Genomic DNA, 16151 nt, shown 5'->3' on the forward strand with positions numbered 1-16151 from the left:
AAACGAGAGTCTTGAAACGAGAGTCTTGAAACGAGAGTCTTGAAACGAGAGTCTTATAAGCGAAAAAATATCTCTTAAATATATATTAATATGAGATAAAGTACCATTATAAGGCCGTTATATGGCACAAATGGGAACAATGTTTCATGGCATTTTGTTTATGATGAGCTTTAAATGACCACTAACAGCCCATCCGTTCCGATCTGAGACCACCATGAACAAGCTGATTCAGAAAATTCGTGAGGATGTCATTGGCCAGCGCCTGTCCATCGCCACACCCTTTGGTGACAAACCGCTGGTCTATGCCGACTACACAGCGTCGGGCCGTGGTCTTGGTTTTATTGAGGACTATATCCGTGAACAGGTATTGCCGTACTACGCCAATACCCATACTGAGACTACGTTTACCGGCGCGCGCACGTCGGCGTTGCGAGAGTCGTCGCGGCAGATCATCCGGCGGGCCGTTAACGGGAATGCCGATGACAAGGTGATTTTTTGTGGTTCCGGTGCGACCGCCGCCATCAACAAATTGATTGATGTCCTGAACCTGCGTTTGCCCGCTGATCTCGATCAGCGTTGCCGATTGACAGCGGCGCTGCCGGAAGACGAAAGACCGGTGGTTTTTATTGGCCCCTACGAACACCATTCCAATGAGCTGCCCTGGCGTGAAAGCATCGCCCGGCTGGAACTGATCCCACTGGACAAGCTGGGCGGCATTGATCTGGCGGCACTGGAGCGGGCGCTGGTCAGGCATCAGGGGCGCCGTTTGTTGATCGGCAGTTTTTCTGCAGCCTCCAACGTCACCGGCATCAGGTCGGATGTGCCTGCCGTCACCGCATTGCTCAGGCGTTATGGCGCACTGGCGTGCTGGGACTATGCTGCTGCGGGGCCTTACGTACGCATCGATATGAACGGTGAACAGCCACTGGATGCGGTGTTTCTGTCGCCGCACAAATTTGTTGGCGGCCCGGGTACGCCAGGTATTCTGGTCGCCAAGCGGGCGGTATTCCACAACACCGTGCCGGCCATGGTGGGCGGCGGCACAGTGTCTTATGTCACGCCGCAAGACCATGTTTATGTCACCGATATCGAGCGCCGGGAAGAGGGCGGCACACCGGCCATTGTGGAATCCATCCGTGCTGGCCTGGTGTTCTCCCTGCAGCAGCAGGTGGGCATCGACGAGATCCAGGCACGGGAGCAGGCAATGGCGGCCACCGTGATGAAACGCCTGCAGGCCTGCCCCAATATTGAAGTGCTGGGCAGTGCCAATGCGCACCGGCTGCCGATATTTTCGTTGCGCTTCTGGCACGGCGACAAGGAGCTGCACTACGGCTTTGTGGTGTCTTTGCTTAACGACCTGTTTGGCATTCAGGCGCGCGGTGGTTGTTCCTGCGCCGGGCCGTACGCGCACAGCCTGCTGGGCATGGACATGGCCTTGAGCAAGCGCGTGGAGGCAGCAGTGGTGTCAGGTGCGGGTTTGATGAGACCCGGCTGGGTGCGTCTCAATTTTAATTACTTCATCGATGCAGACGAGCTGGACTACCTGCTGGGTGCGCTGGCACTGGTGGCTGAACATGGCTGGCGCTTGCTGCGCTGCTATCGATATGATGCCGTGCATGGCGTGTGGCGGCATCAGGATGCCAACAGCGTGCGTCCGGATCCGCTGGCCGGCCTGGACTGGCAACAGGCGAAATCGGCAGTGGCAGCATCGGCTCATTCAATGACGCTTGTCGACGAACTGGCGGCTGCCGAAGCGCTGCTGTGCAGCAATGAGGTGGTGTCATCACCCTGCACAATGACCTTGTGTGCTGAGCACGAAGCCATCCGCTGGTTTGTGTTGCCGCGCGAGACCCAGGTGCCATAATCCGTGTTAATGATCTGCCACGCCCTTGCGCAGATTGGCGGCAGTCAGTTCCACCACGTTCTGCCGTGCTTCCGGCGTTATCCAGGCATTGTGTGGCGTGACAATCAGGTTGAGTTTCTCTGCCAGTGCTGACAGCAGGGCATGACCATGCCGGGGCGGCTCTGTGGGCAGAACATCAACACCCAGGCCGCCCAGCCGGCCCCGGCGCAGGGCCTCAAGTGCGGCTTCGTCATCAACGATGCCGCCACGGGCGCAGTTGATCAGCAGTGTGCCTGGCTTCATGGTGTCAAGCATGGCCTGGTTGACCAGATGGCGGGTATGTTCGGTGAGCGGACAGTGCAGGCTGATCACATCGGCCTTGGGGGCCAGCTCTGCAAGAGGTCTGCGTTGATCATTGGTTTCGTTACCCGGACGTGCACAAAAGCTTGTCTGCATGCCAAACGCTGTGGCCAGTTGCGCCACCCGATGCCCCAGTTCTCCCTGTCCGACAATCACCAGATGTTTACCATCAAGTTGCAGGGTGCGGTGATCCATCAGGCAAAAGGCCGTGCTTTGCTGCCAGTGCCCGTTGCGGACATCCTGTTGATAGAGTGGCAGGCGGTTGGCCAGCGCCAGCATCAGCATCAGGGTGTGTTGCGCGACGCTGGCGGTACCGTAGGCAGTGATGTTGCGCACGGTGATACCCAGTCTGGCTGCCGCGTCGGTATCAACATTGTTGGTGCCGGTGGCCATCACGCAGATCAGCTTGAGTTCGGGCAAGGCTGCCAGCGTGTCCGCCCCCAGCACCACCTTGTTGGAAATCGCGATCTGGGCGTCGGCCAACCGGGCGATACACTGGTCTGCCTCGCTGTGCGGGTGAATGACCAGTTCATCCACTGCCGCTGCCATCGGTGTCAGATCAACATCGTCGCCCAGACTGGTGGCGTCAAGAAGCACTGCTTTCATTCGAATATCCTGTCAGGTACTGCAAAAGCCCAGTTTAATGTGTTAATAATGCAGGAGCAAAATAACAACAGAACATAACAACACAACCGTCCGCAACAATTTACGACGACGATAACAAAGATAGGACAGGGGATGCTTGAACTGGCAGGCGTGAGCAGGCGACTGGGCAACGAGGATCATATCCACGATGTCAGTCTGCAGCTGGAACGCGGATCGATGAATGTGCTGTTGGGGCCAACCCTGTCTGGCAAAACCAGTCTGATGCGCCTGATGGCCGGGCTGGACAGACCGACCTCGGGCGACATTCTTCTGGATGGTGTCAGTGTCCTGGGTATACCCGTGCAGAAGCGCCGTGTGGCCATGGTCTATCAGCAGTTCATCAACTATCCCACCTTGACCATCTACGAAAATATCGCCTCGCCGTTACGAGTCGCACGCCTGGCCGCAGCCGAGATTGACCAGAAAGTGCGCCACGCTGCCGACCTGCTCCGGCTGACTGATTTTCTGCATAAGCGTCCCGCGGAACTGTCCGGTGGTCAGCAACAGCGCACCGCCATTGCCCGAGCGCTGGTAAAACAATCACAACTGGTATTGCTGGATGAGCCGCTGGCCAATCTGGATTACAAGTTGCGCGAAGAGCTGCGCCAGGAGCTGCCCCGTATATTTGCCGAGCTGGGCGCCATTCTGGTGTATGCCAGTACGGAGCCTTCCGAGGCACTGTTGCTCGGTGGTAACACTGCCACCCTGCATGAGGGGCGTGTCACCCAGTTTGGCCGCACCATCGATGTGTTCCAGCGACCGGTCGATCTGGTCACTGCGCAAACGTTTTCAGATCCCCCGCTTAATGTGGCCAGAGTCAGCAAGCACGGCGCGCAGTTGCGTTTGGATCAATTTGTGATTCCCCTTTCTGACGCGCAGGCAGCGCTGCCTGACGGTGACTACACGCTGGGCCTGCGCCCCTGGCATCTGGCGCTGGAACCGGAGCAGGATCAGGATAAGGGTGATGCTGCAGTCCCGGCCGGGTGCGCATTGGACGGATTGGTGAAGGTCACCGAAATTACCGGATCGGAAACCTATGTTCATGCGCAGGTCGGTGCGCAATCCTGGGTGAGTCTCAGCCATGGAGTACGGCATCTGGACGTGGGCACGGCGTTGCCGCTGTATTTTTCCCCGGCGAAAATCTACCTGTTTGATAATACGGGCCGCCTGGTGCTGGCGCCGGAGCAGTCATGGCAAAAATAACACTCAATAATATTGCCCATTCCTATGATGGCGGTGCGAACTACGCCCTGAAGCCCTTGTCCCATGCATGGCATGACGGTGGCGCCTACGCCTTGCTGGGCCCATCGGGCTGCGGCAAAACCACACTGCTCAATGTCATCTCAGGGTTGCTGCAGCCCAGCGAGGGTCAATTGTTTTTTGATGATGTGGATGTCAGCGCGTTGCCGACAGAGCGCCGCAATATTGCTCAGGTATTCCAGTTTCCAGTGCTGTACGACACCATGACGGTGGCAGAGAATCTGGCTTTTCCGCTGCGCAACCGGCGCGGCACCGACAAGCTCGCTGCGGCAGACATTCAACAGCGGGTGCAGCAGGCCATCACCCTGCTGGGCCTGGAAGTGCTGGCTAATCGCAAGGCCAGGGGCCTGAGCGCAGACGATAAACAGAAGATTTCCCTGGGCCGTGGCCTGGTCCGCACTGATGTCAACGCTATCCTGTTTGATGAGCCTCTGACAGTGATTGACCCGCATCTGAAATGGCAGCTTCGCACCCAGCTCAAGCAGATTCACCGCCAGTTTGGACACACGATGATTTACGTGACACATGACCAGACAGAAGCACTGACCTTTGCTGATAAAGTAGTGGTCATGCTGGCCGGTGAGGTGGTGCAGATGGGCACGCCGCAGGAACTGTTTGATGCACCCCGGCATACCTTTGTGGGCAGATTTATCGGGTCGCCGGGCATGAATATTCTGCCTTGTGAGTTGCAGGGCGCAGAAGCGATCATTGACGGCTATGCGGTTGCGCTGGCGCGTGAGTATCCCGCGTTGGCGGGTGTCATCGAGCTGGGCATACGCCCTGAGTTCGTTCGCCTCGCTGGCACGGGCGGTGACACGGGCGCACAGAGTGGTGAAGGCCTGCCGGTGCAGATTGTCGGCGTTGAGGATGTGGGTCGCCACCGCATTGCGCGGGCCAGACTGCACAGCCATACACTGGATATCATTGTGCCGGAGCACCAGCCGATCCCCGCTCAACCCCGGGTGGTGTTTGATCAAAGCAGAATCTGTATCTACCAGAATTCGCAGTTGGTGAGCTGGGAGGACGATTGATGAAGACCTGGAGCTGCCCATGAAAACCTGGAGCTATTCATGAAGACCTGGAGCTATACATGAAAACCTGGAACAACAAAGCCTGGTTTTTTGTGCTGCCCGTGCTGTTGCTGGTTGCCTTCAGTGCCATTATTCCGCTGATGACGGTCGTCAACTATTCGGTTCAGGATTCGTTTGGCAATAACGAGTTCTATTGGGTCGGGCTGGAATGGTTTCAGGAAGTGCTGGCGTCAGAGCGCTTCCACAATTCATTGATGCGCAATCTGTTGTTTTCCGCCATCATTCTGCTGATCGAAATACCGCTGGGCATCGCCGTGGCGCTGGCCATGCCCAGGCGTGGCTGGGGGGTCTCGGTGTGTCTGGTGTTGATGGCCTTGCCGTTGCTGATTCCCTGGAACGTGGTGGGCACCATCTGGCAGGTATTTGCCCGGGTAGACATTGGCCTGTTGGGCCACACCCTGACGGCCCTGGGCGTGGATTACAACTATACCCAGGACACCTTTGATGCCTGGGTAACACTGATTCTGATGGATGTCTGGCACTGGACCAGTCTGGTGGTGCTGTTGTGTTATTCCGGTCTGGTGTCGATTCCTGATGCGTACTATCAGGCCGCTCGCATAGACGGTGCTTCGCGCTGGGCGGTGTTCCGTCATATTCAGTTGCCCAAGATGCGGCGGGTACTGGTAATTGCGGTGCTGCTGCGTTTTATGGATTCTTTCATGATCTACACCGAGCCGTTTGTGGTCACGGGTGGCGGGCCCGGTAATGCCACTACGTTCCTGTCCATAGATCTGGTGCAGATGGCAATTGGTCAGTTTGATCTCGGGCCGGCTGCTGCCATGTCGCTGATTTATTTCCTGATCATCCTGGTCATCAGCTGGGTGTTCTATACCGTGATGACCCATCAGGACAGCGAGTCGGTGACCGACAACAGACAGGGAGGGGGTCAATCATGAGCGCTGTGACCGGTGCCGGAACCAGCAAGAGCTGGTTGCTGCCTACGTTCTATATTCTGTTTCTGATGCTGCCGTTGTACTGGCTGCTGATGATGAGCTTCAAAACCAATCAGGAAATTCTCTCGACGTTTTCGTTGTGGCCACAGGAATTTACCTTGCAGAACTACCGGACCATTCTCACCGACGCGAGTTGGTACAGTGGTTACATCAACTCCATGATTTATGTGGTGATGAATACGGTCATCTCTCTGGCGGTGGCCTTGCCTGCTGCGTACGCTTTTTCACGTTACCGGTTTCTTGGCGACAAGCATCTGTTCTTCTGGCTGCTGACCAACCGCATGGCACCACCGGCGGTATTTGTGCTGCCCTTTTTTCAGCTGTATTCCGCTTTTGGATTGATCGATACCCATATTGCAGTGGCACTGGCGCACTGTCTGTTCAATGTGCCGCTGGCGGTGTGGATTCTCGAAGGATTCATGTCCAGCGTGCCCAAGGAAATTGACGAAACTGCCTACATAGATGGTTACTCCTTTCCCAGATTCTTTGGCAAAATATTCATGCCGCTGATAGCGTCAGGCATTGGTGTGGCGGCATTTTTCTGTTTCATGTTTTCCTGGGTGGAGCTGCTGATCGCACGTACCCTGACAGTCACTGATGCCAAACCGATCTCGGCAATCATGACCCGAACCGTATCGGCATCAGGTCTGGATTGGGGCGTGCTGGCTGCGGCGGGAATATTAACAGTGATCCCCGGGGCATTGGTGATCTATTTTGTGCGCAACCATATCGCCCGGGGTTTTGCCCTCGGGCGTGTATAGACGGACAGGAGAGGCAATGGATTTATCGTGGATGGCCTGGACTACTCCCACAGCAATTTTTTTTGCTGTCATTGGCGGTCTCATTGTCGCGATGTGTGTCTGGGAAGCAATCAGCCCCGGTGGTCAACCGCGTAAGGGAATTCTCAGATTCGAAACCACGCGTGGTGATCGTCTGTTTGTCACCTTGCTGGGCAGTGCTTTTATTAACCTGGCGTGGCTGGCGGTGGCCGGTCCGCCGCTGTGGTGGGCGCTGCTGGCGTGTGTATTGTTTGCACTGATGGTATTTCTGCTGGTCTGAAATTTTTCCGAATCATTACAATAACTGGAGACGTGTCATGTTGCATAAAAAAACGGCTATCGCTGCGCTGGTCGGCGCGGCCAGTCCGCTGCTGCTACTGTCGGCATCACCCTTGCTGGCCGATACCGAAGCGGCCCAACGCTGGCTGGACGAGTTCCAGCCGTCAACGCTGAGCCGCGATGAGCAGATGAGCGAACTGCAGTGGTTCATTGACGCGGCGCAACCTTATCGTGGTATGGAAATCAAAGTGGTCTCGGAAACCCTGACCACACATGAATATGAGGCGCAGACGCTGGCGCGGGCGTTTACCGAGATCACCGGCATTGAAGTGACACATGACCTGATCGGTGAAGGCGATGTGGTGGAAAAACTGCAGACACAAATGCAGTCCGGTGAAAATATTTATGATGCCTATGTCAATGATTCAGATCTTATTGGCACGCATTTTCGTTACCAGCAGGTGCGTAATCTTACCGACTGGATGGCTGAAGAAGGCCGCGATGTAACCTCGCCGACGCTGGATCTGGAAGATTTTATCGGGCTGTCGTTTACCACGGCCCCGGACGGGAAAGTCTACCAGTTGCCTGATCAGCAATTCGCCAATCTGTACTGGTTCCGTTACGACTGGTTTACTGACCCGGAGATTAAAGCGCAGTTTCAGGCCAAATATGGTTATGAACTGGGGGTGCCGGTGAACTGGTCTGCCTATGAGGACATTGCTGAATTTTTCACCAATGACATCGGCACCATTGATGGACGTCGGGTGTACGGCCATATGGACTACGGCAAAAAGGATCCCTCGCTGGGCTGGCGCTTCACCGATGCCTGGCTGTCCATGGCCGGTGCGGGTGATGTGGGTATCCCCAACGGCCTGCCGGTAGATGAGTGGGGCATTCGTGTTGATGGCTGTCGCCCGGTCGGCTCCAGTGTTGAGCGCGGCGGTGCCACCGACGGCCCGGCGGCAGTCTATTCGGTGACCAAATATGTCGAATGGTTGCAGAACTATGCGCCACCGGAAGCGGCCGGCATGGTGTTCAGTGAAGCCGGGCCGGTGCCGGCACAGGGTAACATCGCGCAGCAGATTTTCTGGTACACCACCTTTACCGCCGACATGGTCAGGCCAGGTTTGCCGGTCATGAACGAGGACGGTACTCCCAAGTGGCGCATGGCACCGTCGCCGCGCGGCGCATACTGGGAGGAGGGGCAAAAACTGGGGTATCAGGATGCCGGGGCCTGGACGCTGATGAAATCCACACCCGTTGATCGGGCCAGTGCGGCCTGGCTGTACGCGCAGTTTGTCACCTCAAAAACGGTGTCGCTGAAAAAGAGCCACGTGGGCCTGACCATTATCCGTGACTCTGATATTCGTCACGAAAGCTTTACCGAACGCGCGGATGAGCTAGGCGGTCTGGTGGAGTTCTACCGCTCGCCGGCGCGGCTGCAGTGGACACCCACTGGCACCAATGTGGCGGACTATCCCAGGCTGGCGCAGTTGTGGTGGCAGAATATCGGCGATGCCGCCTCGGGTGCCAAAACGCCACAGGAGGCACTGACCTCGCTGGCCGCAGATCAGGACCGTTTGATGCAGCGCCTGGAACGGGCCAATGTCCTGGGCGAATGCGGACCACGGCTGAACGAGCCACAGAGTCGTGAATACTGGTTTGCCCAGCCTGGTGCGCCCAAGCCACCGTTGGCGAATGAAAAGCCGACGCCATTGACCGTGGACTATGATGAGTTGGTGCAAAGTTGGCAGTGATGCAATTGCCCGTTATCACAATCTGGAGTAGAGTCAGAGCATGAAAATACTGTCCCGGATAGCCGCTATCGCGTTGTTGACCTCCTGTTCTGTCGAGCAGGAGGAGGTTACTGTCGAACCACTGGATATACTGCTTACGGGCGGCATGCTTTATTCCGGTCTTGATGCGCCACCGGTAGCCGGCGACATCGGTATCATTGATGATCGCATTGTTGCCATCGGCGAGCTTGGTGGCAGAGAGTCAGCATTGACGCTGGATGTTTCCGGCCTGGCGGTTGTGCCCGGGTTTGTTGATATCCACAGCCATGCGGTGCGCGATGATCTGAATGACGGCATTTTCCGCTGGCCTGATGCCGAGAACCTGATTCGTCAGGGAGTCACTACCATCGTCGGTGGTCCAGATGGCAGTTCCCCGTTACCGATTACCGACACCTTTGATGCATTGGCGGCGGCGCCGGCAGCGGTCAATTTCGCTACCTTTGTCGGACATGGCTCCATTCGTGGCCTGGTTGTTGGCGAAGATGACAGGCCGGCAACAGAGGCTGAGCTGGAGCTGATGCAGGAGCAGGTCAGACTGGCAATGGAAGCAGGTGCTTTTGGTTTGTCATCGGGTCTGATTTATGCGCCGGGACGTTTTGCCCAGACCGACGAGGTGATTGCACTGGCCCGGGTGGCGGCGGCGTATGACGGTATCTATATCAGTCATATGCGCGAGGAAGGCCTGGCTGTGCTCGACAGTGTTGCCGAGACCATACGCATTGGCGAAGAGGGCGGCTTGCCCACGCAGATAACGCATCACAAAATTGTCGGCGCGCCGATGTGGGGCAATTCAGTGGAAACCCTGCGTCTGGTTGATGAAGCCATGGCCCGGGGTGTGGACGTTTCCATTGATCAGTATCCCTACACGGCATCATCAACCAGTCTGACCATTCTGTTTCCGGGCTGGAGTCTCGACGGTGGGCGTGCGGCCCTGTTGGCGCGCATGGATGACCCCGATCAACGCCAGCGCCTGAAAGACGACATTGTGTACAATATCGAGGTAGATCGTGGTGGCGATGATCCGGCCAACGTCGGCATTGCCAATTGTCCGCATGACAATACTATCAACGGTCTGAATCTGAGCGAGATTCTGCGCCTGCAGGAGCGTAATGTCAGTCATCAGAATGCCGCCGAGCTGTTAATGGAACTGGTTTACGCGGGCAATTGCAGTGCTGTGTTTCACGCCATTGATGAGGACGATGTGCGCAATATCATGCGCCATGAACGTACCATGATCGCCTCCGACGGTGGCATTGAGGGGCCGTCGGAACGGGTGCCGCATCCGCGTAACTATGGCACCTTTGCCCGTGTGCTGGGACATTATTCACGCGACGAAAATGTGCTGCCGCAATATACGGCCATCAACAAAATGAGCATGAAACCGGCCGATCGAATCAATCTGTATGATCGCGGACGCCTGGAGATCGGCGCCATGGCTGATATAGCGGTCATTGATCTGGCTGAGGTGATTGATCGCTCAACGTTTGACGCACCGCATCGGTATGCCCGGGGAGTGCAGCATGTCTTTGTCAATGGCCAGGCAGTGCTGCTGGATGGCGATATGACAGGGGTGTTGCCCGGCAGAGTGCTGCGTTCGGGTGATTACCGCTGATTAAAAACGTTAACGTAGCTCTGCCTGATTTAGTCTGGATTAATCAATGACAAACAGTTCTGTTCCGAATACATCGTCGAGCTCCATCACGCTGGGCACCCCTCTTGCTCCTCATGCGACCCGGATCATGTTTCTGGGCAGCGGCGAACTGGGCAAGGAAGTTGTGATTGAATTGATGCGTTTCGGGTGCGAAGTGATCGCTGTAGACCGCTACGCCAACGCGCCTGCCATGCAGGTCGCCCACCGCAGTCACGTCATCAACATGCTGGACGGGGCCGCCTTGCGCGCGCTGGTAGAAGAGGAGCGGCCCCATCTTGTGGTGCCGGAGATCGAGGCGATTGCCACCGATGAACTGGTGAGTCTGGAAAGCGAGGGATGGCATGTGATTCCATCGGCGCGGGCGGCACGCTTGACCATGAACCGGGAAGGTATCCGGCGCCTTGCGGCTGAGGAACTGGGCCTGTCCACCTCACCGTATCAGTTTGCCGAAACCAGAGCGCAATATCTGAATGCCATCAACGACATCGGTCTGCCCTGTGTCATCAAACCCATCATGTCGTCCTCAGGCAAAGGTCAGAGCACAGTGAAAAGTGCCGAAGATATTGAAAGCGCCTGGGATTACGCGCAATCAGGTGGTCGCACAGGCAAAGGCAAGGTCATTGTTGAAGGCTTTGTTGACTTCGACTACGAGATTACACTGTTGACCGTGCGACATCGCGATGGCACCAGCTTCTGCGCGCCCATAGGACATCGACAGGAACAGGGCGACTACCGTGAATCATGGCAGCCGCAAGCCATGAGTGCCACGGCACTTGACGAAGCGCAACGTATTGCCGCTGCCGTCACAGAGTCCCTTGGTGGTTTCGGACTGTTTGGGGTCGAGTTGTTTGTCAAAGGCGACAGTGTCTATTTCAGTGAAGTGTCGCCGCGTCCCCACGATACCGGCCTGGTCACCCTGATTTCACAGAACCTGTCGCAGTTCGCGCTCCATGCGCGCGCAATTCTGGGTCTGCCGATTCCGGTGATCCGGCAGTTGGGGCCATCGGCCTCGGCTGTGCTGCTGGTGGCCGGTGATTCCAACGATATGCAATATGGCAATCTTGAACAGGCGCTGGCTGAACCGGATACCGATCTGCGGCTGTTTGGCAAGCCGGAAGTACATGGCGAACGCAGGCTGGGTGTCGCGCTGGCACGTGATGAAAACATTGATGGTGCTGTTCAGAAGGCTCTGCACGTTGCGCGCAGCATCAAGGTCAGTCTCTGACCATTGTGAATGATACTGATAACAATAACTCACGGGAATCTTATGAACCACAACGAGTATGACGCAATCGTAGTTGGCTCCGGTATCAGCGGCGGCTGGGCAGCGAAGGAGCTGGCAGAAAAAGGTCTCAAGGTTATCATGCTGGAACGCGGGCGAAGCCTGGAACACGTCAAGGACTACGTCAATGAAAACAAGGAAATCTGGGAGTTCCCGCATCGTGACATGCGTACCCGGGAATTGATTGAGGACTACCCTGTATTGCGTCGCGACTATCCCTTGAACGAGCAGACGCTGGGCAGTTGGACCAATGAACAGGATTCACCTTATGAAGAGATCCAGCGCTTCGACTGGTATCGTTCCTATCAGGTGGGTGGACGTTCGCTGCTTTGGGGTCGGCAAAGTTACCGTTGGAACAAGATGGATTTTGAGGCCAATTTGCGCGAAGGCATCGCGGTTGACTGGCCGATCCGGTACGAGGATCTGGCGCCCTGGTACGACTATGTTGAAGGTTTCGCCGGCATCAGTGGCTCCAAAGAAGGGCTTGATGTATTGCCCGATGGTAACTTTCTGCCGCCGATGGATCTCAACTGCGTCGAAAAAGATGTGGCGGTACGTATCAAGTCTCACTTTAACGGCGAGCGCCACCTGTTTATTGGTCGCGTGGCAAATATCACAGAGTCCCGTCCGGAGCAGAACCGGGTGCAGTGTCAGTATCGCAACCGATGCTGGCGTGGTTGCTCATTTGGCGCATTCTTCAGTACTCAGTCCACGACCTTACCGGCAGCGATGGCCACGGGCAATCTGACCCTGCGGCCTTTTTCCATTGTCACGCGCGTGTTGTATGACCGGGACACGCGCCGCGCGACCGGGGTTGAAGTAGTGGATGCGGAAACCAATGAGGTCATTGAGTACAAGGCCAAAGTGGTGTTCCTTAACGCATCGGCATTCAATTCTACCTGGATTCTGATGAACTCTGCCACCGATGTCTGGCCAGACGGCCTGGGCAGCAGCAGTGGTGAGCTGGGACACAATGTCATGGATCATCACTTCCGTCTGGGCGCGTCTGGCCGGGTGGAAGGCTATGAAGACAAATACTATTATGGGCGTCGCCCCAATGGTTTTTACGTGCCGCGCTTTCGCAATATCGGTGCTGACAGACGTGACTACGTACGCGGCTTCGGCTATCAGGGGGCAGCCAGCCGCACCGGTTGGAGTCGCGATATCAGTGAGCTGAATATTGGTGCCGATTTTAAACAGGCGCTGACGCAGCCGGGGGACTGGACCATCGGTATGACTGCGTTCGGGGAAATGTTGCCGTATCACGAAAACCGGATTTTCCTGAACCGGGAAAAGACGGACAAGTGGGGGCTGCCGATTCTGTCTTTTGATGTCAGCATCAAAGACAATGAGTTTGCCATGCGCAAAGAAATGATTGCCGATGCGGTGGAAATGCTGGAGGCAGCAGGCGTCAAGGATGTCCGGGGACGTGATGCCGGCTATGCGCCCGGCATGGGGATTCATGAAATGGGCACCGCCCGTATGGGGCGTGATCCGGCAACCTCTGTGCTGAATGAGCACAATCAGGTGTGGGACGCCCTGAACGTGTTTGTTACCGATGGTGCGTGCATGACGTCGGCATCCTGCGTGAATCCCTCGTTAACCTATATGGCGCTGACCGCCCGGGCAGCGGACTTCGCGGTAGCAGAATTGAAAAGAGGAAACCTGTGACATGAACAGACGTGAACTTTTAACAATGATAATGTCCGCAACCGGTTATGCCATGATTGGCAGCCCGGTTCTGCTTTCCGCCTGCACCAGCAACGCAAACTCTCGCAGCGAAGCAATCGCCGGCAGCGACGAGAGTCTGTTGTCAGATATTGCCGAAACCATCATCCCGCGTACTGACACACCCGGCGCTAAAGATGCCGGGGTGGCGCCGTTCATGATAAAAATAGTTGAAGACTGTTATAGCGCCGAAAATCAGGCTGTTTTTTATCAAGGACTGGCCGAGTTCCGTGAACAATGTCAGGTGCGGTTTGGGCTGGCGTTTTCCGACCTTTCTGCGCAACAGCGCACCGGGTTTGTCAGTGAACTGGATCAGGTGGCCAGAAGTTATCCAGGTGCGCTGAGCGATCCGGCGCATTATTTCATCATGATCAAACAACTGACGCTGTTTGCCTATTTTACCTCGGAAATTGTACAGACCCAGGTTTTGCGGCTGGTGCCGGTTCCCGGTCGTTATGATGGTTGTTTTCCCTATCAGGAAGGCGAGACTGCCTGGGCGATTTGATTCAATTGCACGTATTTTTCAATGGAACTTATGCAGATGCAACGAAGAAACTTTCTAAAAATGAGTGCTGCACTGGCCGGGCTGAGTCAATTGACTTTGGCTGGCTGCTCATCGGATTCCAGTCAGGATTCCTATCCTTTTGGTATTCAGCTGTATACCCTGCGTGATGACATGCCCGCCGATCCCGATGCCGTATTGCAGCAGCTGGCGCAGTTCGGCTACCGACAGATACAGAGTTATGAGGGCCCGTCAGGTATGTTCTGGGGCAGGTCACCGACGGATTTTGGTCGCTTTGTGCGTGAACTGGGTATGGATGCTGTCGCCAGCCATTGCAGTATAGGAGACAGCTTTGAACGCAAGGCCAACGATGCAGCAGAGGCAGGCATGCAGTATCTGATCTGTCCCATGATAGGGCCGCAGGACTCACTTGATGAGTACCGTCGCTTTGCTGACCGTTTCAACCGGTGTGGTGAAATTTGCCGTGATGTGGGGCTGCGATTTGCCTACCACAACCATCACTACACGTTCTTTGCATTGAATGGCACCCTCCCGCATGATGTGTTGATGCAGAATACAGACCCCGATCTGGTGGACTTTGAGCTTGATATTTTCTGGCTGGTGGCCGCCGGGCAGGATCCGCTGACCTGGATTCGCAGATACCCGGGCCGGTTTGCTTTTTCTCATGTAAAAGATCGCTTGCCAGATATGCCCGCAGACTCGTTTTTGGCTTCAACCACACTGGGGCAGGGCATTATCGATTACCCGTCCATTCTGCCGGTGGCTTATGACCATGGCATGCGCTATTTCATGGTGGAACAGGAGTCGTACGCGGGTACAACACCGCTGGAAAGTGCACGGATCAATGCGGGGTATATGCGTCAGTTTGATTATGCCTGAGCCAGTTCGTTGCTGACACGCTTTGCGATGAAGGACTGCACCCTGAGCGGTGAACTCAACGGGACTTCAAAGCTGCCGCTCCACACCAGAATGGCGTTTTGCGTTTCTACCAACTGCAGGTTTATCCGCGCCTGCTGCTGATAAATCCGGACATTGCCACCCAGAGTCAGCTCCGGTTGCAATGCCGCACTATCCGATTGACTGACAACCTGAAACGACGGTTGCTGCGCCAGTTCATGTTGCAGATCCGCCGTCAGTCCGGCAGCGAACGCGCGAGTCTGGTCATCGTCGGTAAGGACTGTCAGGGGCGCCAACAGGATTTGTCTGTAGTTACCGTCGAGCAGTTGGCCTGTTGCGTTGCCGACGTTAAGGGCATTACTCATGGATGCCAGCTCCCTTTGCAACTTCAGCTGCGGTGCAGATTGTGCTGAATCCAGGCTGGCTGATGTCACTGGCCTGGCATCCATCCGTGCCCAGAAATCATAGCTGATCAGGGTCACCACCAGAACGGTGGCTGACATGAGGCCCGGTCGGGCAATCCACATACCCGCAACGTGCCATGCTGTCAGTCTGGCGTGAGTCTGTTTGCGCGGCACATCGTGGCGCTGGTCCGGCGGGGTTTCAGCACTGACGGCTACTGCCGGCATCACCAGCATGTAACCGCGCTTGGGAACAGTTTTGATATAGCGCCGCTCACGGCTGACATCTCCCAGTAAAGTCCTCAACTCGGAAATGGCCCGTGTCAGCACCTCTTCATTAACAACCACCCGGGGCCAGACTTCACGCAATAATTCGTCGCGGGTCACCAGCCTGCCCTGACTCCGAATCAGGCACAGCAGAACGTCCATGACCTTGGGTTCGGCATGCATGCGGAACTCACCCTTCACGAGCATCCCCGGGCCTGCCCATACCTGCCAGTCGCCCAAGTGATAGATCGTGTCGTTGTGTCGGGAACAAGCGTCGGAGGGTGCCATGATTGACTCCGTGATTTTTACGCTAATAAACCCCAAAAGCCTGATGCCGTCAATACCCGTGCCGGAAAACGAAGGTTTTCCGAAGGTTTTGCCATGACTTCGAGACGG

13 protein-coding genes and 1 pseudogene are annotated in these 16151 nt (G+C 56.1%); 12 read left to right on the forward strand and 2 right to left on the reverse strand.

Going from position 1 to position 16151, the window contains the following annotated elements; all coding sequences use genetic code 11:
- Positions 1–214: 214 nt before the first annotated feature.
- Complete coding sequence (locus WD071_RS00560) at positions 215–1864, forward strand: aminotransferase class V-fold PLP-dependent enzyme (protein ID WP_368046332.1); 1650 nt, start codon at positions 215–217, stop codon at positions 1862–1864.
- Positions 1865–1870: 6 nt separating this feature from the next.
- Here WD071_RS00560 and WD071_RS00565 read toward each other — a convergent pair whose 3' ends face one another.
- Positions 1871–2809 (reverse strand): NAD(P)-dependent oxidoreductase, encoded by a 939-nt coding sequence (locus WD071_RS00565; protein WP_368046333.1) that lies wholly within the window; start codon positions 2807–2809, stop codon positions 1871–1873.
- A 132-nt stretch (positions 2810–2941) separates the two neighbouring features.
- Between WD071_RS00565 and WD071_RS00570 the strand changes: the two genes are divergently transcribed.
- The 11 genes and pseudogenes from WD071_RS00570 (at position 2942) to WD071_RS00620 (ending at position 15069) form a co-directional block, all read left to right on the forward strand.
- A complete protein-coding gene (locus WD071_RS00570) occupies positions 2942–4051 on the forward strand; it encodes an ABC transporter ATP-binding protein (RefSeq protein ID WP_368046334.1) in 1110 nt (369 codons plus the stop codon).
- The gene (locus tag WD071_RS00575; protein ID WP_368046335.1) at positions 4039–5139 is read left to right on the forward strand and encodes an ABC transporter ATP-binding protein; all 1101 of its coding nucleotides are present in this window, start codon (positions 4039–4041) and stop codon (positions 5137–5139) included. The genes WD071_RS00570 and WD071_RS00575 overlap by 13 nt, the downstream gene beginning before the upstream one ends.
- Positions 5140–5198: 59 nt before the next feature.
- The gene (locus WD071_RS00580) at positions 5199–6095 is read left to right on the forward strand and encodes a carbohydrate ABC transporter permease (protein ID WP_368046336.1); all 897 of its coding nucleotides are present in this window, start codon (positions 5199–5201) and stop codon (positions 6093–6095) included.
- A 65-nt stretch (positions 6096–6160) separates the two neighbouring features.
- A complete protein-coding gene (locus WD071_RS00585) occupies positions 6161–6913 on the forward strand; it encodes a carbohydrate ABC transporter permease (RefSeq protein WP_368046677.1) in 753 nt (250 codons plus the stop codon).
- 16 nt (positions 6914–6929) lie between these two features.
- On the forward strand, positions 6930–7211 hold the full coding sequence (locus WD071_RS00590) for a DUF2160 domain-containing protein (RefSeq protein ID WP_368046337.1): 282 nt from the start codon (positions 6930–6932) through the stop codon (positions 7209–7211).
- Positions 7212–7338: 127 nt separating this feature from the next.
- Positions 7339–8967: pseudogene (locus WD071_RS00595) on the forward strand (ABC transporter substrate-binding protein); the annotation flags it as partial.
- A 40-nt stretch (positions 8968–9007) separates the two neighbouring features.
- Positions 9008–10618 (forward strand): amidohydrolase family protein, encoded by a 1611-nt coding sequence (locus tag WD071_RS00600; protein ID WP_368046338.1) that lies wholly within the window; start codon positions 9008–9010, stop codon positions 10616–10618.
- 46 nt (positions 10619–10664) lie between these two features.
- Positions 10665–11882 (forward strand): formate-dependent phosphoribosylglycinamide formyltransferase, encoded by a 1218-nt coding sequence (gene purT, locus WD071_RS00605; RefSeq protein ID WP_368046339.1) that lies wholly within the window; start codon positions 10665–10667, stop codon positions 11880–11882.
- A 42-nt stretch (positions 11883–11924) separates the two neighbouring features.
- On the forward strand, positions 11925–13610 hold the full coding sequence (locus WD071_RS00610) for a GMC oxidoreductase (protein WP_368046340.1): 1686 nt from the start codon (positions 11925–11927) through the stop codon (positions 13608–13610).
- 25 nt (positions 13611–13635) lie between these two features.
- The gene (locus WD071_RS00615; RefSeq protein ID WP_368046341.1) at positions 13636–14172 is read left to right on the forward strand and encodes a gluconate 2-dehydrogenase subunit 3 family protein; all 537 of its coding nucleotides are present in this window, start codon (positions 13636–13638) and stop codon (positions 14170–14172) included.
- 36 nt (positions 14173–14208) lie between these two features.
- Positions 14209–15069 carry a TIM barrel protein gene (locus tag WD071_RS00620; protein ID WP_368046342.1) on the forward strand — a complete coding sequence of 287 codons (861 nt, stop codon included), beginning with the start codon at positions 14209–14211 and terminating at the stop codon, positions 15067–15069.
- On the opposite strand, the gene WD071_RS00625 is transcribed toward WD071_RS00620, so the two are convergent.
- Positions 15060–16043, reverse strand: a complete 984-nt coding sequence (locus WD071_RS00625; protein WP_368046343.1) for a winged helix-turn-helix domain-containing protein — start codon at positions 16041–16043, stop codon at positions 15060–15062. The genes WD071_RS00620 and WD071_RS00625 overlap by 10 nt on opposite strands.
- Positions 16044–16151: the final 108 nt, after the last annotated feature.

Source organism: Pseudohongiella sp. (assembly GCF_040877505.1).
Lineage (GTDB): Bacteria > Pseudomonadota > Gammaproteobacteria > Pseudomonadales > Pseudohongiellaceae > Pseudohongiella.